15 protein-coding genes are annotated in these 16,340 nt (G+C 66.2%); 6 read left to right on the forward strand and 9 right to left on the reverse strand.

Annotated elements, in window-relative coordinates; genetic code table 11:
* The coding region (locus tag ON44_RS22705) for an AAA family ATPase (protein ID WP_040693396.1) at positions 1 to 1,738 on the reverse strand (1,738 nt) is incomplete at its 3' end.
* Positions 1,739 to 2,051: 313 nt separating this feature from the next.
* On the opposite strand from ON44_RS22705, the gene ON44_RS50390 reads away from it, so the two are divergent.
* From ON44_RS50390 to ON44_RS22725, 4 genes are all read left to right on the forward strand, one after another.
* Positions 2,052 to 3,446 (forward strand): hypothetical protein, encoded by a 1,395-nt coding sequence (locus ON44_RS50390; protein WP_157187260.1) that lies wholly within the window; start codon positions 2,052 to 2,054, stop codon positions 3,444 to 3,446.
* Positions 3,447 to 3,722: 276 nt separating this feature from the next.
* Positions 3,723 to 4,148 (forward strand): DUF1707 SHOCT-like domain-containing protein, encoded by a 426-nt coding sequence (locus ON44_RS22715; protein ID WP_040693399.1) that lies wholly within the window; start codon positions 3,723 to 3,725, stop codon positions 4,146 to 4,148.
* Positions 4,149 to 4,267: 119 nt separating this feature from the next.
* A complete protein-coding gene (locus tag ON44_RS22720; protein ID WP_040693432.1) occupies positions 4,268 to 5,209 on the forward strand; it encodes an alpha/beta hydrolase in 942 nt (313 codons plus the stop codon).
* A 66-nt stretch (positions 5,210 to 5,275) separates the two neighbouring features.
* Entirely contained in the window at positions 5,276 to 7,258 is a 1,983-nt protein-coding gene (locus ON44_RS22725) for a hypothetical protein (RefSeq protein ID WP_051182345.1), read from the forward strand.
* Positions 7,259 to 7,343: 85 nt separating this feature from the next.
* Here ON44_RS22725 and ON44_RS22730 read toward each other — a convergent pair whose 3' ends face one another.
* From ON44_RS22730 to ON44_RS50395, 8 genes are all read right to left on the reverse strand, one after another.
* Positions 7,344 to 7,793 (reverse strand): DUF350 domain-containing protein, encoded by a 450-nt coding sequence (locus ON44_RS22730; RefSeq protein WP_040693401.1) that lies wholly within the window; start codon positions 7,791 to 7,793, stop codon positions 7,344 to 7,346.
* A gap of 29 nt (positions 7,794 to 7,822) precedes the next feature.
* Positions 7,823 to 8,986, reverse strand: coding sequence for a glutathionylspermidine synthase family protein (locus ON44_RS22735; RefSeq protein ID WP_040693404.1), 1,164 nt, complete (start codon positions 8,984 to 8,986; stop codon positions 7,823 to 7,825).
* Complete coding sequence (locus ON44_RS52740) at positions 8,986 to 9,840, reverse strand: hypothetical protein (RefSeq protein ID WP_245567285.1); 855 nt, start codon at positions 9,838 to 9,840, stop codon at positions 8,986 to 8,988. The genes ON44_RS22735 and ON44_RS52740 overlap by 1 nt, the downstream gene beginning before the upstream one ends.
* Before the next feature lie 28 nt (positions 9,841 to 9,868).
* Complete coding sequence (locus ON44_RS22745; protein ID WP_040693405.1) at positions 9,869 to 10,147, reverse strand: acylphosphatase; 279 nt, start codon at positions 10,145 to 10,147, stop codon at positions 9,869 to 9,871.
* Positions 10,147 to 10,617: an OsmC family protein gene (locus ON44_RS22750; protein ID WP_040693406.1), complete on the reverse strand. Its 471-nt coding sequence runs from the start codon at positions 10,615 to 10,617 to the stop codon at positions 10,147 to 10,149. Before ON44_RS22750 ends, ON44_RS22745 begins: the two co-directional genes overlap by 1 nt.
* 180 nt (positions 10,618 to 10,797) lie before the next feature.
* Entirely contained in the window at positions 10,798 to 11,505 is a 708-nt protein-coding gene (locus ON44_RS22755; RefSeq protein WP_040693437.1) for a response regulator, read from the reverse strand.
* Between the two features lie 38 nt (positions 11,506 to 11,543).
* The gene (locus ON44_RS22760) at positions 11,544 to 14,048 is read right to left on the reverse strand and encodes an ATP-binding protein (protein WP_040693408.1); all 2,505 of its coding nucleotides are present in this window, start codon (positions 14,046 to 14,048) and stop codon (positions 11,544 to 11,546) included.
* Positions 14,045 to 14,203 (reverse strand): hypothetical protein, encoded by a 159-nt coding sequence (locus ON44_RS50395; RefSeq protein WP_157187261.1) that lies wholly within the window; start codon positions 14,201 to 14,203, stop codon positions 14,045 to 14,047. Before ON44_RS50395 ends, ON44_RS22760 begins: the two co-directional genes overlap by 4 nt.
* Positions 14,204 to 14,398: 195 nt before the next feature.
* On the opposite strand from ON44_RS50395, the gene ON44_RS52745 reads away from it, so the two are divergent.
* Both ON44_RS52745 and kdpA read left to right on the forward strand, forming a co-directional pair.
* Positions 14,399 to 14,668, forward strand: a complete 270-nt coding sequence (locus ON44_RS52745; RefSeq protein WP_245567286.1) for a potassium-transporting ATPase subunit F — start codon at positions 14,399 to 14,401, stop codon at positions 14,666 to 14,668.
* Positions 14,669 to 16,339, forward strand: coding sequence for a potassium-transporting ATPase subunit KdpA (gene kdpA, locus ON44_RS22770; protein ID WP_040693411.1), 1,671 nt, complete (start codon positions 14,669 to 14,671; stop codon positions 16,337 to 16,339).
* Position 16,340 lies beyond the last annotated feature (1 nt).

Genomic DNA, 16,340 nt, shown 5'->3' on the forward strand with positions numbered 1-16,340 from the left:
GCACACCGTCGGACGTGCGCGGCGCGGCCGCGGCATCGAAGACCAGCGCGACACGACCGCCGTCGGCTTCCTTCAACGCCCGCACCGCGGCGTGTGCCGAATCTCCGGTATCGGCGGCGACGGCGTCGGCGAGCGGTCCGAGGGTCGCGGCGACCGCGGCCTCGAAACCACCGTGCACCCGAATCAGCCCGGAGAGCGGACCGAGTAGGCCCTCCGCGCGATTCTCGACCAGCCAGGCCGCGCCGTCCCTGCGCGCCAAACCCATACCCAATGCTTCGATGCGGGCACTCAGCGAGGCCACCCGCTTACTGGCGTCGCGATCCTGTTCCCGCAGTTCCGTGACGCGCTGATCGGCCAGGGCGAGGGCCTGCACCGCATGCTCGTGCTGGGCGTCCAGACCGGTCTCACCGGCCTCGAGTTCACCGAGTTCGCCCTGGACCGTATCGAATTCGGCCTGGGCCGCCTCGCCACGCAGGCGGGCCTCGCCGATCGCGACCGTGAGCCGGGTGATCTCCGCATCCACCGACTGCGATCGGGTGCGCAGGGTTTCGACCTGACCGGACAGCCGGGCCAGCCCCTCACGACGGTCCGCGATGGCGCGCACCGCGGCCAGATGTGCCTGCTCGGCGGCCTTCGCGGCCTGCTCGCGTTCGGCGAGCGCCTCGCGCGCGGCCTCCAGGGTTTCGGCCGCGATCTCGACTGCCTCGCGCAGTTCGGCCTCCTCGGCCTCCACGCGTTCGGCCTCGGCCTCGAGCTGCTCCGGATCGCGGCCGCTGCCGACGGGCATTTCGGTGTGCAGGTTGCGGGCTCGGTCGCCCGCGATTCGGATGGTGGCATTGACGCGCTCGGCCAGCGCGGACAGCTGGAACCAGATCTGCGCGGCGGCCTCGGCGCTCGGGGTCAGCCGGGACAGCTGGAATTCCTGCTGTGCCAGTGCGGCATTCGCGGCGTCGAGTTCGGTCTGCACCGTGATCTGCTGTTCGCGCGCGTACGCCTCTTTGCTCTGCTGGCTCTCCAGCTCATTGCGCCGGGTGACCAGGTCGTCGGCGGCCAGGCGCAGGCGCGCGTCACGCAGGTCGGCCTGGACGGTCTGGGCGCGACGAGCCACCTCGGCCTGCCTGCCGAGCGGTTTGAGCTGGCGGCGCAGTTCGGTGGTGAGGTCGGTGAGGCGGGCCAGGTTGGCCTGCATCGCCTCCAGTTTGCGGACCGCCTTCTCCTTGCGTTTGCGGTGCTTGAGCACACCGGCGGCCTCTTCGACGAAGGCGCGGCGGTCCTCGGGACGCGATTCCAGGATGGCCGAGAGTTGACCCTGTCCGACGATGACGTGCATTTCCCGGCCGATGCCGGAGTCGCTGAGCAGTTCCTGCACATCCATCAAGCGGCAGGAGCTGCCGTTGATCTCGTATTCGCCCGCGCCGTCGCGGAACATGCGCCGGGTGATGGAGACCTCGGCATAGTCGATCGGCAGCGCACCGTCGGAGTTGTCGATGGTCAGCGTGACCTCGGCGCGACCGAGCGCCGCGCGTCCGGAGGTACCGGCGAAGATGACATCCTGCATCTTGCCGCCGCGCAGCGCTTTCGCACCCTGTTCGCCCATCACCCAGGTGAGCGCGTCGACGACATTGGACTTACCCGAGCCGTTCGGGCCGACCACACAGGTGATGCCCGGCTCGAAACGCAAGGTCGTCGCGGACGCGAAGGACTTGAAACCCTTCAACGTCAGACTCTTCAGGTGCAAATTCGACGACCCTTCCCTGCGCGGTGGTCTGAGGCGACCAGCCATCGTATCCGTCGAGCATCGGTTACCCGGCAAGCGGGCGGCCACCGCCCCCGTAGGTTATCGACTCCGCGCTCGTTGTCCCGCATTTCGGTGTGCTCCACATTTGCTGGCCGCGCGTCAGTTTCGCATCCCTTGTCGGTGTTCGCACCTCGGACAGGCGCTCCGACGCGACGGGACTGACCGGTTTGTCCTTGCGGTATCGCCGGACTGACGGGGCGAATACGATCCAGTCTGATTCGCCAGCGGACCGTTAGTTCGGGGAGTGCAGAGCATGTCATCGGACAAGACCAGCAACGTGCTCGGTCCAGTCCGTCATGCAACGACACTGCGGCTGTCACGCATCGCGACGCTGGTCGCGGGCAGCTTGGTATTTCTGTATGCGTGTGAGGTCAGCCGCAAGAGCGATCTGTCCGATGTCTGGGTGCAGGTCGCCGTCGCCGCCGTACTCGCGCTTACCGGCTTGACCACGGCCTGGTTCGAGGTGAAGGCCGCCGACCACGCCGCCACCCGCGCTCGCACCGACATCCGCGGCTTCCTCATCGAATCCGACGGCATAACGGTGCGGGCCCGCATTACCCGCAGCGGCGATCTCGTCTTCCACGGCCACGACACGCGCGGCACCTATCCGGCCTATGAATGGGATTGGGCCTTCCGCGCCACCACCTTCCCCGCCATCCGCACCGCCCTCGGCGGCGGCAGGGGCGACCTGCTCGACCTCCTGGAACACACGGTTCCCGACCTGGACCGCCAGGACCGCCACGACCCCGGCGCCTGGCTGCACAACCAGGGCATCCCCGCCGCCTTCCGCGAACGCGGCGACACCTCCCACCGCATCACCCGCGAGCTGCCGGTGGTTACTTCCGAAGCCCCTCTCCGTGATTCGTCCCGCGAATCCACTGGGGAGCACAAGCTATCGAGCGAGCGTCGCAACGCACCCGACCCCGCGGACGCACCTCGACCCGGCCGAACAAGCCGGCGCGACCCATCCCCCGACCAAAGCGCTCCAGCCCGCACCCGACGCCGGCCCTCGAACTCCCAACGCCCCCAAGATCCTCCGAACTCGGCCGAACGCCACGACGAACCGTCGCCCCGTCGCCGCGAGCAGCCGTCGAACACGCGCCGAAGAACGAGCGATCGGCGGGCGGCACAGTCGGACCGGCCTGCCGATAGACAACCGAGCGACCGTTGGGACAGCCCACAAAGCGACCATCGCGACTCACCACCGAGTGATCAATGGGACGCACCGCCAAGTGATCAGTGGGACGCACCATCAGCACGCCCCGCTCGACTATCGGGCGCACCCCGCTACGAACCATCGCCCGATCACCGGATCGATCCATCAACTGCCCGCCGTAGCGCGCCACCGACCCCGCACCGCGATCAGCCACCGTACGAACCTGGCACACCACACGCCCACCGCAGAACCCCAGCGGATCCCCGGCCGTCCGAGCCCTCGAGTGATCACTGGAATGAACCACCAGCCGCCCGATACCGGGAACAAGTGGACTACCGCGAACGCACCGGCCGGCCCCGGGACGAAAGTTCCGGCGCGCACCGGCACGTGCTATCCGGCGCCCACCCCAGCGAACCACCTCGACCGCAGCAGCGCGAACTGCGGGAGCGGCGGCGGGACGAGTCGCCTGACCGACGTCGCCGCAGGTCATAGGCGGTAGCTGACACCCACCGGCCCGCCATCGGACGAGCCGGACGCGTCGAACATGCCTCGGAAACCCCTGCGGATCCATGGCAGTCCGAGCCGTCGAGGCGTCGCTGGAACGAACCGCTACCCCCGCCGACGTCACCAGAGGTCGGCGGACACGCGGCCGATGCCGCACCGCCTCCCGCATACGCCGCCACACAAGGGTTGACATTCCACATTGGAGGGTGCATGCTGATTTCACCTTCCAATGTGGAATATGGATCTAGTCGTTAGGAACCGGACATGGAAATCTCGCCTGGTACTCGGGCCTCCGATGCGGAGCGCGAGAAGGTTGTGCGCCTGCTCGGCAGGCATATGACAGATGGTCGGATCGACCTTGCCGAATACGATCAGCGCGTCGCCCGCGTCTATGAGACCGGCGTTCGCGACGATCTGCAGCTGGTCCTCTCGGATCTGCCGAAATTGCCGAAAGAGTCTGCCGGACAGAAGAATTCGATGAGCCGCTTCCCGATCTGGCAGCAGATCGAAGGTACCTCGTGGCTCGGAGTGAGCGTGCTGGTGCTCGCCATCTGGGCCGCGATCTCGATCAGCGTCGGAGAATTCACCTACCCGTGGCCGATCTGGGTCATCGGCCCATGGGGCGCCGTACTCGCCTTCCGCATGCTGGCCGGTTTCGAATCGGGCCGATTCGGACGCCACACCAACTGACACCGTCATGGTCAGCGATCGAGCACTGGGATCAGTGCTGGATCGCTGACCCCAGCGCACCCCGAAGGTGTTGGTACGCATCGGGTTTGCGTCTCGATCTTCGGTGGTATTACGGAATGGTGAGGGCTTCAAAGGTTTTGGCCTCGCTCGTGAGTGTGCTGCTGGCCAGCTTCGCGATTTCTGTTCTGTCCGTGTGCCCTGCTGTTGCGGCGCCGCAAGTGGTCGGTGAGACGCCGCTGGACGGTTCGGTCTCGCAAGTGGACGTCTACTCCCCCGCGATGGATCGGGTGGTGAGCAACAGGGTGATTCGAGCCGCAGGCGGTCCCGCGCCGACGCTGTATCTGCTCACCGGAATCGGCGGTGGCACCGATGGCATCTCGTGGTGGGACGATACGGACGTCCGGCAGTTCTTCGCGGATAAACATGTCAACGTGGTGATGCCGATCGGCGGCGCGTACAGCCTGTACACCGACTGGCTCAGCGACGACCCGGCGGTCGGTCGCAACCGGTGGCTGACGTACCTCTCGCGGGAACTCCCGGCCGTCCTCGACCTCCGGCTCGGCAGCACCGGACGCAATGCGATCGCAGGTGTGTCGATGAGCGCGGGATCGGCGGTGGATCTGGCGATCCAGGCGCCCGATGTGTACCGCGCGGTGGCGGCCTACAGCGGATGCCCGTGGACATCGGATGCGCTCGGGGTGGCGATGGTCAGCGCGCAGGTCGTCCGCGGTGGGGCCAATCCGGTGAATATGTGGGGTGAGCTGGGCCAGGAGATCTGGCGCAGGCACGACGCGTTCGCGAATGCGGGTGCGTTGGCGGGTAAGACGATCTATCTATCCGCCGCCACCGGCACGCCCGGCGCGATAGATGAAGGCGGACTGGGCTTCCCGCCGGTCGAGGCCATCGCCAGCTCGTGCACGGATGCGTTCGCCGACCGGCTCGGCGAGCTCGGACTCCCCGCCATCCATGTCAACCGCCCCGAAGGCTCACACACCTGGGGCCAGTTCGAAACCGACCTACACGATTCCTGGCCCCACCTGGCCCGAGCCCTCGGCGCATGACCGAGCCTGGCCGGTCGCGCCGATAATCTCCGGCCCCCACCACGGATGACACTACGGTGGGGTGACATGGATACCGTCGCCGTGCCGAAGTGGGTTGACGTCACGCCTGCGCGGAGGGTTGGTGCAGGGCGGCGTGTCCTTGGCGTGGCGGCGTGTTTTGTGGTGGTGCAGTTGGTGATTCGGGGGTGGGTGGCGGGGGGTGGGTTCTTCTATTGGGATGATCTGATTTTGGTGGGGCGGGCGGGGAGTTATTCGCTGTGGTCTGCGGATTTGCTGTTGTACAACCATGATGGGCATTTCATGCCGTTGGCATTCGCTACGGCCTGGGTGGTGACTGCGGTTGCGCCGTTGACGTGGGCTGGGCCGGTGGTGTCGCTGGTGGTGTTGCAGTTGGCGGCGTCGGTGGCGGTGGTGCGGATGCTGGTCGTGCTTGTGGGGGTGCGGTGGGCGATTCTGGTACCGCTGGGTTTCTATCTGTTTTGTCCGCTGACGCTTCCGGCGTACGCGTGGTGGGCTGCTGCGCTCAATGCGCTGCCGCTGCAATTCGCGCTCGCGTGGGTGATCGGTGACGCGGTGCAGCTGGTCGAGACGGGGCGGCGGCGGTTTGCGGTATCGGGGGTCGTGGTGCTGGGGGTGGCGCTGCTTTTCTTCGAGAAGTCGGTGATCGTTCCGTTCGCCGCGTTCGCTGTTGCGGTGCTCGTTCGGCACGTCGATGGTCTCGGATCCGCGCTGCGGGTGGTGGCGCGGCGCGGGGCGACACTGTGGGGTGGATCCGGTGTGGTGATCGCCTGTTGGCTGGCCGGATATCTAACGGTGGTGGATGTTTCGGCGGTGCACACCAGTCCAGCGGAATTGCGTGACTTATTGCCCGGCGCAACGTCATTGGGGATTGTGCCGACGCTGTTCGGTGGACCGTGGAGTTGGGAGCGCTGGTTACCGTCCACGCCGTGGGCGGATCCGCCGAGTTGGGCGGTCGTGGCGGCTTGGGTCGTATTGTGCGCGCTGGTGCTGCTGTCGCTGCGGGCGCGCCTTCGGGTGGGGCCGGTGTGGGTGACAGCGGCGGCGTACGTGCTCGTCGCGCAGCTGCCGGTCGCATTGGCCCGCAGCGGACCGAACACCGCCGCCGAACTGATGCAGTCCCTACGCTATTTCGCCGATATCGCGGTGGTATTGAGCGCAGCAGGTGCGCTGATACTGCGTGCCCGTCCGCGCGACCACACACCGAACTTGCTTCCCGATACGCACAGCCGCATCGCTGAGCTTCCCGGTTTGCGCGATCTCGCTCGCGCGCCCCTCCCCGGTCGACATGGCCGTGCTCGCCGCGTCGCGGCAGTGCTCGCGAGGCTGGGTAGCCGTGCCGCTGTATGGGTTCCCGGACCGCGTGGTCACATCCCCGTACCACTCCCCGGTTCGCGGACGATGGCTGTGTTGGGGGTGGTGTTTTTGGTCAGCAGCGTTTGGTCTACTGCTTCGTTTGTGGAGTCTTGGCGGATTAATCCGACGAGGACGTATGTGACGAATGTGAAGGGGGCGCTGGCGGGGAGTGATGGGGTGCCGCTGCTCGAGCAGGAGGTGCCGTGGAATGTGTTGAATCCGACGGCGTATCCGCAGAATCTGACCAGTCGCGTGCTCGCACCACTCACGAAGCCGACGACCTTTGCCGACTCGACTCCGCACTTGCGGATGATTACCGACACCGGTGAGATCGTCGAGGCGGCCGTTTGGTGGAACCGCAGCATCCTGTCCGGGCCAGAGCCCAACTGTGGCTACCGAATCCGCGGTCCGCAGCCAACCGATATTCCGCTCGACGGTCCGATGCTCGAACACGAATGGACCGCACAACTCAACTACCTCGCCAACGAAGACGGACGGATCACCGTCTCCTTCGAACACGGCGAGCCCGTGGCCGCGCCGGTCCGCAAGGGTCTGAATACCGTCTACATCCGCGTCGTCGGCAGCGGATCCCATCTCCGAATCAGTCCCCGCACACCAGGACTCGACCTCTGCCTCGGCGTCGGTCCCGTCGGAGTCGCCTCCTACGACAACTGATTCCCCGGACACCGCTGAAAATACAACGCCGCCCTAGAGCGACATCAGATGCTGAATCCGTCGCCTCGGGATTGCACCCGGGGAACTACAGAATGGCAAAGGCGACAACCAGACCGAGCGCGAAATGCGCCGCGGCCACCACGAGAACCTCGGTGGTATAGACATCGGATTCCAGCGCCGCACCGATATCGATGCCGAGTGCGCGCTCGATAACTCGCACCGAGATCACCTGCGCGATGATGCCGACCAACCCGTAGACGCTGGCGGCGATGAGCCCCTCGGAGAGTTTGCCCGCCGAGGCATAGGTAGCCAACACCACGATCAAGGCCATGCTGAGCATGCCCGCGGCCGTGACGATGATCGCATTGGGTTTACCCGCGGCGACCAGCGCGCGCAGCTTACCGGGTGTGGTCAGATCGATGGCGTAGAAGCCGACGAGCATGAGGGCCAAGCCGACAATGGCGTAGAGAACGATGGCTCCAACGCCGGTGCCGAGCGAGTTCCAGTAACCCGATTCGAGGGCAACTGCGGTCATCGTGATCCTTCCGAGGTGAGGTCGCGTAGTTACTGCGTAATGCGGTGCGGGACAAAGGCCGAGCCGTCGTCGGTGATCAATCCGGCGGTTTCGCGAATCCCGAGTCCGGCCGCGTTGTCGCCGACGATCCAGGCGCCGAGGACCGGGCGCATATCGTCGAATTCCGGTAGCGGGTCGAGTAATTGGTAGACGAAACCCTCTTCGCCGTAGACCCCGCCGGTGGCCGTCTCCAGGCCGGCGCCGACGATGGTCATATTCGCGCCCTCGCGCCCGAGCTTCGGCTTACGAATGTATTCGGTGAGCTCATTGGGCTGATCGAGGTAGGCGGGCAATAGATTCGGGTGCCCGGGATACATCTCCCACAGGATCGCGAGGATCGCCTTATTGCTCAGCAGGGTCTTCCACAGCGGCTCGACCCACATGGTCTGCGGCAGGCTCGCGACCACGCGCTTACCGAAATCGTCGTCGAGCACCCACTCCCACGGATAGAGCTTGAAGATCGCATCGATCGAACTCTCGGCCAGATCGACGAAACGCTCCAGCTCGCTGTCGAATCCGACCTCCTCGATCGGTAGCGCGATGGTGTCGAACCCGGCCTCGGCCGCGGTCTCCTGCATATACGCGGTGGTGACATTGTCCTCCCCGGTTGCATCCGCACCGGACCAGGTGAAATGCAATTGCGCCGAGGGCAGGATGTCGCGCAGCTCGGTCCAGCGCGCGACCAGCTTCTCGTGCAGGGAATTCCACTGATCGCCGTCGGGATAGAGCGTGGTGAGCCAGTGCCACTGCACAATTGCCGCCTCCAGCAGTGAGGTCGGCGTATCGGCGTTGTACTCCAACAGTTTCGCCGGACGGCGCGCGTCATAGCGCAGATCGAAGCGCCCGTAGACGTACGGGTCATTGCGCTTCCAGGATTCCGCGATCGGCCCCCAACTCCATTCGGGCAGACCGAAATCCTTGTACCGCTCGGTGAGCACGACGTGCTCGACGGCATTCAGACACATCGAGTGCAGCAGTTCGACATCGGCCTCCAGCGCGAGGATCTCCGACATCTCGAATTCGTAGTGCACCGATTCGTCCCAGTACGGCCGGGGCAGACCGCTTGCGTCACGGCCGGGCGAGCCGTAAACCAGCCCTTGGCCCTCGATGATCTGCTGCCAGCCGGGCCGCGGCGTACCGCGCACGCGCCGCATTACGAACCCCCGCTGCTCTTGCTGCTGGTCCCGAGACCGCCGCGGGTAACGGTGCCGCCGCTCTTGGTCGAGATCTGAGCGCCCTTGGGCTGCACCGTGGTTCCGCCGGTCGGCGGTTTGCCGACGGTGTTGTTGCCGCCGTAGTAATAGCGGTATTGCGTCCCGTTGTAGATGAAGATCCCATTGCTGCCGGTGTACGCACCCGTCGTGCCGGATCCGACGGCGGTCGAGGCGGTCTGGCACTGGTCGTCGGGTGTGACGACCTCCTGACCGTTCTGATCGATCACGGTGCAATACGCCGTCACCTGATCGGGTTTGGTGAGTGCCCGATAGGCGAGGTAACCGCCGCCGACCAGACCCGCGACACCGACAATGGCGACTCCGCCGATGAGGACACGTTTGCGGGTGCGCTTTTTGTGTTCGGCGGCGGCGGTGGCGGCCCGCTGTGCCTCCTCGGCGCGCTTACGTGCCTTGTCGCGCGCCCGCGCCTCGGCCACCGTTGGCGGGCGTGGCTGGGTGACACCGGGCTCTTGGCGCTGGATGCTGCCCGCGCGCGGTGGCGTACCGAACCGACGGGGCCCGGTGCCCGGTGGAACCGGTTGCGGCGGCTCGGACTCGAAGTCCGCGTTGCCGGGAGCCGCGGTGGACCCGCCCGTCCCCGGTCCTGATTCCGGCGGGGCTTGTTCCGCCCCGGTGGGCGGCGGCCCAGCGGCGTGATCTGGGGCGGAAGTACCCGGGCCGGATTCCGGTGCGGCCGACCGCGATCCAGCGGCGTCGGCACCACGCGCACCCGACGCAGGATCGGCCCCCTGCTGATCCGCGTCATCGCCCGCGCCCGGACCCCCGGTACTCAACGATCACATCCCTCGGCCGTCGAAACCACTACCGCTCCTCGAATCCGGACAAATCTCCCCGCGCGGGCTCCCACCTTTCCACAACAAGGTCGACCCGACCAGGAGTATCTCCAGAACGCAGAAGATCCAGCAACATTTCGCACGCGGGTCGCGGACCTTCGGCCACCACATGCACCCGACCGTCGCGCGCATTGGTGGCTTGTCCGACCAGTCCGAGCGCCAGCGCCCGCGAGCGCGTCCACCAGCGGAAGCCGACGCCCTGCACGTAGCCGTGCACCCAGGCGCTGAGCCGAACCGATTCCGGCATCACGCGTCGATGGCGTCGATATCGAATGTCAGCGTGACCTTCGCGCCGGCCTTCAGCGTCCGGCCGACGGTGCAGACCTTGTCGATGGCGCGCTGCACGGTGACCAGCAGTCGCTCGCGGGCCTCCTCGTCCAATTCGCTGAGGTCCAGCTCGAATACCTCGTCGAGCTGCGGGTACACCTCGTTGTCGCGGTCGGCGTCGCCGGAGACGCGGATGGTCGCGTCGAAGGCGTCGCCGAGCTTGCGCGAGAGCGGGAAGTCCGCGCTCAGTCCGGAGCAGCCCGCCAGGGCGATCTTCAGCAGCTCACCCGGGGTGAAGGCCCCGGGTACGCCCTGCGATGCGATCAATACCTCGGCACCGCGCGAGCTGCGGCCGGTGTACGCCCTGGTCCCGGTGCGCTCGACCCACAGTGTGGTCGGCTCGGTCGCGGCGGCGGTGGTGGTCGCGGATGCGGTGGTCTGGTCAGCCATGGTCACGATCCTGCCAGTCCCGCCTCCCCGAATATTTAGGCCATACCAGTTGGGAGCCCCTGGAGTCCCGCTCAGGTCCTGCGTCGTGTGCATGGTCGGGTCTTGGGCGTACCCGACGAGTTACCCATGTTCGTCCGAGATCAGTTGTCACGTTGCCCGCAACAGCTATCGCCGCCGTCGCTATTCCTGGAAGCGGTACCCCATTCCGGCCTCGGTCAGCAGATGCTTCGGATTCGAGGGATCGATCTCGAGCTTGCGCCGCAACTGCGCGAGATATACCCGCAGATAATGCGTTTCGGTGGCGTACGACGGCCCCCACACCTCACGCAGCAGTTCGCGCCGCCCGACGAGTTTGCCGCGGTTGCGCACCAGCATTTCGAGCATGCCCCACTCGGTCGGGGTCAGGTGCACCGTTTCACCGTTCTTGGTGACCTTCTTCGCGCTGAGGTCGACGGTGAACGAGGAGGTCACCACCACCGGATCGGAGGCATCGGTATCGGTCGCGCCACGCCGGACCGCCGCCCGCAGCCGGGCCAGCAGCTCATCCATGCCGAACGGCTTGGTGACATAGTCGTCCGCGCCCGCGTCCAGCGCCTCCACCTTGTCGGTCGAATCGGTGCGCGCCGACAGCACGATCACCGGGGCGGCGGTCCAGCCGCGCAGTCCGGCCAGAACCTCGATGCCGTCCATATCGGGCAGGCCCAGATCCAGGATGACCACATCGGGATGTTTATCGGCCGCCGCGCGCAATGCCGCCGCGCCGGTGCCCGCGGTGATCACCTCGTAGCCGCGCACCGACAAATTGATGCGCAGTGCGCGGACGATCTGCGGTTCGTCATCGACCACGAGCACCTTGGTCGACGGTGCTTCCTGCTTCTTGTCGGTCATCACGACTTCCTGTGCGGTCCGCGGTGTCATTGTGCTCATCATCGGCTGCTCACCTCGGTTTCATCGGCAGGCAGGTCCACGATCATCGTCAATCCTCCGCCCGGTGTCGGTTCGGCATGCACGGTGCCGCCCATCGCCTCGACGAAACCGCGCACCACCGACAGGCCGAGCCCGACACCCGTGGTGTTGTCGCGATCGCCGAGCCGCTGGAACGGCTCGAATAATTGCTCCTCGGTGCCCGGTGGCACACCGGGACCGACATCGACCACGGCAATCGACACCCGATCGCCGTCGTGTTCCGCGGTGACCCGCACGGGCGTATCGCGCGTCGAATGCCGCAGCGCGTTATCGATCAGATTGGCCAGCACCCGCTCGAGCAGACCGCTGTCCGCCCGCACCGAGACCTCGCCGACCTCCACCTTCACCCGATCCATCGCCGCGCGCCGCAGCCCGCGCGCGCCCATCCCGACGCTCACCAGCGCCTGGTGCACGACCTCGTCCATGTACACCCGACGGAACTGCGGCTGCACCACACCAACCGCCAGGCGCGACGAGTCGAGCAGATTGCCGACCAGCGCGGTCAGCTGATCCACCGATTCCTCGATGGTTTCCAGCAATTCGACGGTGTCCTCGGGCGAGAACTCGATGTCGTCACTGCGCAGGCTGGAAACCGCGGCCTTGGCACCGGCCAGCGGCGTGCGCAGATCGTGGCTCACCGCGGACAGCAGCGCCCGGCGCAACCGGTCGGCCTCGAGCAGGGCCGCGGCGGCGCTGGCCTCCTCGGCAAGCCGGGACTGGCGGACCAGCCCGGCGGCCTGATTGGCGACGGCGTTGAGCACCGGGCGGTCGGTCGTGGCGAGGGGACGTCCGGCCAACAGCAGCCAGCTCGTCGCATCGCCCGCCTGAATCGCGGTCTCGGCCTCGGACGCTCGCTGCGGTGGACTCGTGCCGACCGCGGCGATCACCTCGTCGCCGAACTGCATGCTGACCGCGCGCAGCCCGTAGGTCTCGCGCACCTGTTCCAGCAGCTTGGGCAGATCCGCACCGTGCAGCACGGCACCGGCGAACAGGGTCAGCAATTCGGCCTGCTGGGAGGCCCGGCGCGCCTGCCGGGTCTGTTTGGCGGCCACATCCACCAGCGCCGCGACCGCCACCGCGACGATCAGCAACACCACTACCGTGACGAAGCTGTCCGGTTCGGCAATGGTCAGGCTGTAGCGCGGATCGACGAAGAACCAGTTCAACAGCATGCCCGACAGCAGCGCCGAAAGCGCCGCAGGCACAACGCCACCGAGCAGCGCCACGGCGACGACACCGATGAAGAACACCGCGCTGAGCCCGCCGAGCTGCAGATATCCGTCCAGGAAGGTGGAGCAGACGGCCGAGACCGCCACCGGAACCAGCACCGCCGCGAGCCATGCGCGGATCGGCTGGCGCGGCATCAGCGAATAGCGGCGCAGCCCACGGTTGGCCTCCTCGTGCGTGACCATGTGTACATCGATCTTGCCGGATGCCTGCACCACGGCGGAGCCGATGCCCTCGTCGAGCATGCGCGCCCAGCGTGAGCGCCGGGACGTGCCGAGCACCAACTGGGTCGCATTCACCTCGCGGGCGAATTCCAGCAGCGTATTCGGCACATCGTCACCGGTGACGGTATGCAGCGAGGCATCCAGACTCGCGGCGAATTCCCGCAGCCGGGTCAGCCGTTCCGTCGATACCCCGGCAAGTCCGTCGCCGCGCACCACGTGCAGCAGGACCAGGTCGGCGCTGGATTTGGTGGCGATGCGGCTGGCCCGGCGCACCACGGTCTCCGATTCGGGACCGCCGGTCACCGCGACGACCACGCGTTCGCGCGCCTCCCACAGCTCGGTGATCTTGTGGTCGGCCCGGTATTTCGCCAGTGCGGCATCGACCTGGTCGGCCAGCCACAGCAGCGCCAATTCGCGCAGGGCGGTGAGATTGCCGGGCCGGAAGTAGTTGCGCAGCGCCGCGTCGACCTTGTCGGCGGCGTATACATTTCCGTGAGAAAGCCTGCGCCGCAACGCCTCCGGCGTGATATCGACCAGTTCGACCTGGTCTGCGCTGCGCACCACGGCGTCGGGCACGGTTTCCTTCTGCTGGATGCCGGTGATCTGCTCGACGACATCGTTGAGGCTCTCCAGATGCTGCACATTGACCGTCGAGATCACGTCGATGCCCGCGGCGAGCAAATCTTCGACGTCCTGCCAGCGCTTGCCATGTTTGCTACCCGGGGCGTTGGTGTGCGCGAGTTCGTCGACCAGCACCACGGCCGGAGCGCGGCGCAGTACCGCCTCCACATCGAGTTCGGGCAGCGTGGTCCCGCGATACGCCACCATGCGCGGTGGAATCCGCTCGATGCCCGCCAGCAGTTCCGCGGTCTTGGCGCGGCCGTGTGTCTCGACTACCGCAGCTACCACGTCGCGGCCGCGTTCGAGTCGGCGATGGGCCTCGCCCAACATGGCGTAGGTCTTGCCGACCCCCGGTGCCGCACCGAGGTAGATGCGCAGTTGGCCGCGTTTCACTCGTCCATCATCGCGCGATACGGCGTGTCGCCGAAGATCCGTGCCCGTTCTGTCGCGATCTCCGAATCCTGCCGCTGCCCCATTATGGACAGCGCGCGAATGATCAGCGCGCAACAGACGAATCCGATGAGCACCGCGACCGTGACAGCCGACATGACGATCCTTTCACCGACCAACAGGACCCCGGTCGCGCTGGCATCCCCCGCATGGCCGGTCGATGAATTTCTACTCCCGTATCGGCCGCCTATCTGGATCTTTACGGTGTGTTGACGGGTTGACCCCCTACCTTGACGGCATCCTTTCACTCAGCGCCCGAGCCGTACCCGTAAACGAAGCGTCAATGCTCGTCAATGGGCCGCCAAGAACCCGTAAACAAGCTCCGCACCAGCTCGAATGACCGCTTGACTCGCCATGTCGCGCACCGTACCCGGGGCGCCAATGGAGGTTGTGTAAATGTCTGTCGTGGTGTTCACGGTGCTCACCGTGGCGATCTTCGCGCTACTGGGCCTGATCCAGCGCGGGGTGGAAAAGCTGTGATCGCGAACCTGATCGGTCTGGTCCTCGCCGTCCTCATCGCCGTCTACATGGTGGCGGCTCTGCTTTTCCCCGAGAGGTTCTAGTTGAACACGACCACCGCGGGGATCGCGTTCGTCGCATCCCTGATCATCGCGCTGGCCCTGGTGCATGTGCCGCTCGGCGACTACATGTTCCGGGTGTACAACGCCGAGAAGCACTCCCGCGCGGAGCGGGTCGTCTACAAAGCCATCGGTGTACAACCCGAGGTCGAACAGACTTGGGGCGTCTACGCCCGCAGTGTGCTGGCGTTCTCTGCCGTCAGCATTCTGTTCTTGTTCTTCCTTCAGCTGATCCAGGGCAAGCTGCCACTGCATCTGCACGATCCGGCGACCGAGCTGACCCCGGCGCTGGCCTGGAATACCGCGGTCAGTTTCGTGACGAATACGAACTGGCAGAACTACTCCGGTGAGTCGACCCAGGGTCACCTGGTGCAGATGGCCGGGCTCGCAGTGCAGAACTTCCTCTCCGCGGCCGTCGGCATCGCGGTGGCGGTCGCCCTGGTGCGCGGCTTCGCGCGCAGGCATACCGGCGATCTGGGCAACTTCTGGGTGGATCTGGTGCGCGGCACCATTCGCATCCTGCTGCCGCTGGCCTTCGTCTTCGCGATCATCCTCGTCGCCGGTGGCGCGATCCAGAACTTCCACCTGCACGATCAGGTCGCGCAGACGCTGAACGGCAGCGAGCAGACCATCACCGGCGGGCCGGTGGCCAGCCAGGAGGTGATCAAGGAACTCGGCACCAACGGTGGCGGCTTCTACAACGCGAACTCCGCGCACCCCTTCGAGAATCCGACGACCTGGACCAATTGGGTCGAGATCTTCCTGCTGCTGGTGATCAGCTTCTCGCTGCCGCGCACCTTCGGTCGCATGGTCGGCAGTAAGAAACAGGGCTACGCGATCGTCGCGGTAATGGGCACGATCGCGCTGATCAGCGTCACCTTGCAGAACCTCTTCCAACTGCAGCACCACGGCACGGTGCCGACCGCGATCGGCGCATCGCTCGAGGGTGTCGAAACCCGTTTCGGCGTGGCCGATTCCGCGACCTTCGCCACCGCGACCACGCTGACCTCCACCGGTGCGGTGGATTCGTTCCACGATTCCTACACCAGCCTCGGCGGCCTGATGACGATGTTCAATATGCAGCTCGGTGAGGTCGCCCCGGGCGGTACCGGCTCAGGTCTGTACGGCATGCTCATCCTCGCGGTGATCACCGTTTTCGTCGCGGGTCTGATGGTCGGTCGCACACCGGAGTATCTGGGCAAGAAGATCACGCCACGCGAAATCAAGCTCGCCGCTTCATATTTCCTGATCAGCCCGCTGATCGTGCTGGTGGGTACGGCCGCCGCGATGGCCATGCCGGGGCAGCGCGCGGGCATGCTCAACTCCGGACCACATGGGCTCTCGGAAGTGTTGTACGCCTTCACATCCGCGGCGAACAACAACGGCTCGGCCTTCGCGGGCCTGTCCGGCAATACCGAGTGGTACAACACCGCGCTGGGCCTGGCCATGGTCTTCGGCCGCTTCCTGCCGATCATTTTCGTACTGGCCCTCGCCGGTTCGCTCGCCCAGCAGGGTCAGACCCCCGAATCGATCGGCACGCTGCCGACGCACCGGCCGCAGTTCGTCGGCATGGTCGTCGGCGTGACGGTGATTCTGGTCGCTCTCACCTTCCTGCCCGCACTCGCACTCGGGCCGCTCGCCGAAGGAATCCACTGAT

Origin of the sequence: Nocardia vinacea NBRC 16497 (assembly GCF_000308835.1) — a bacterium.
GTDB lineage: Bacteria > Actinomycetota > Actinomycetes > Mycobacteriales > Mycobacteriaceae > Nocardia > Nocardia vinacea.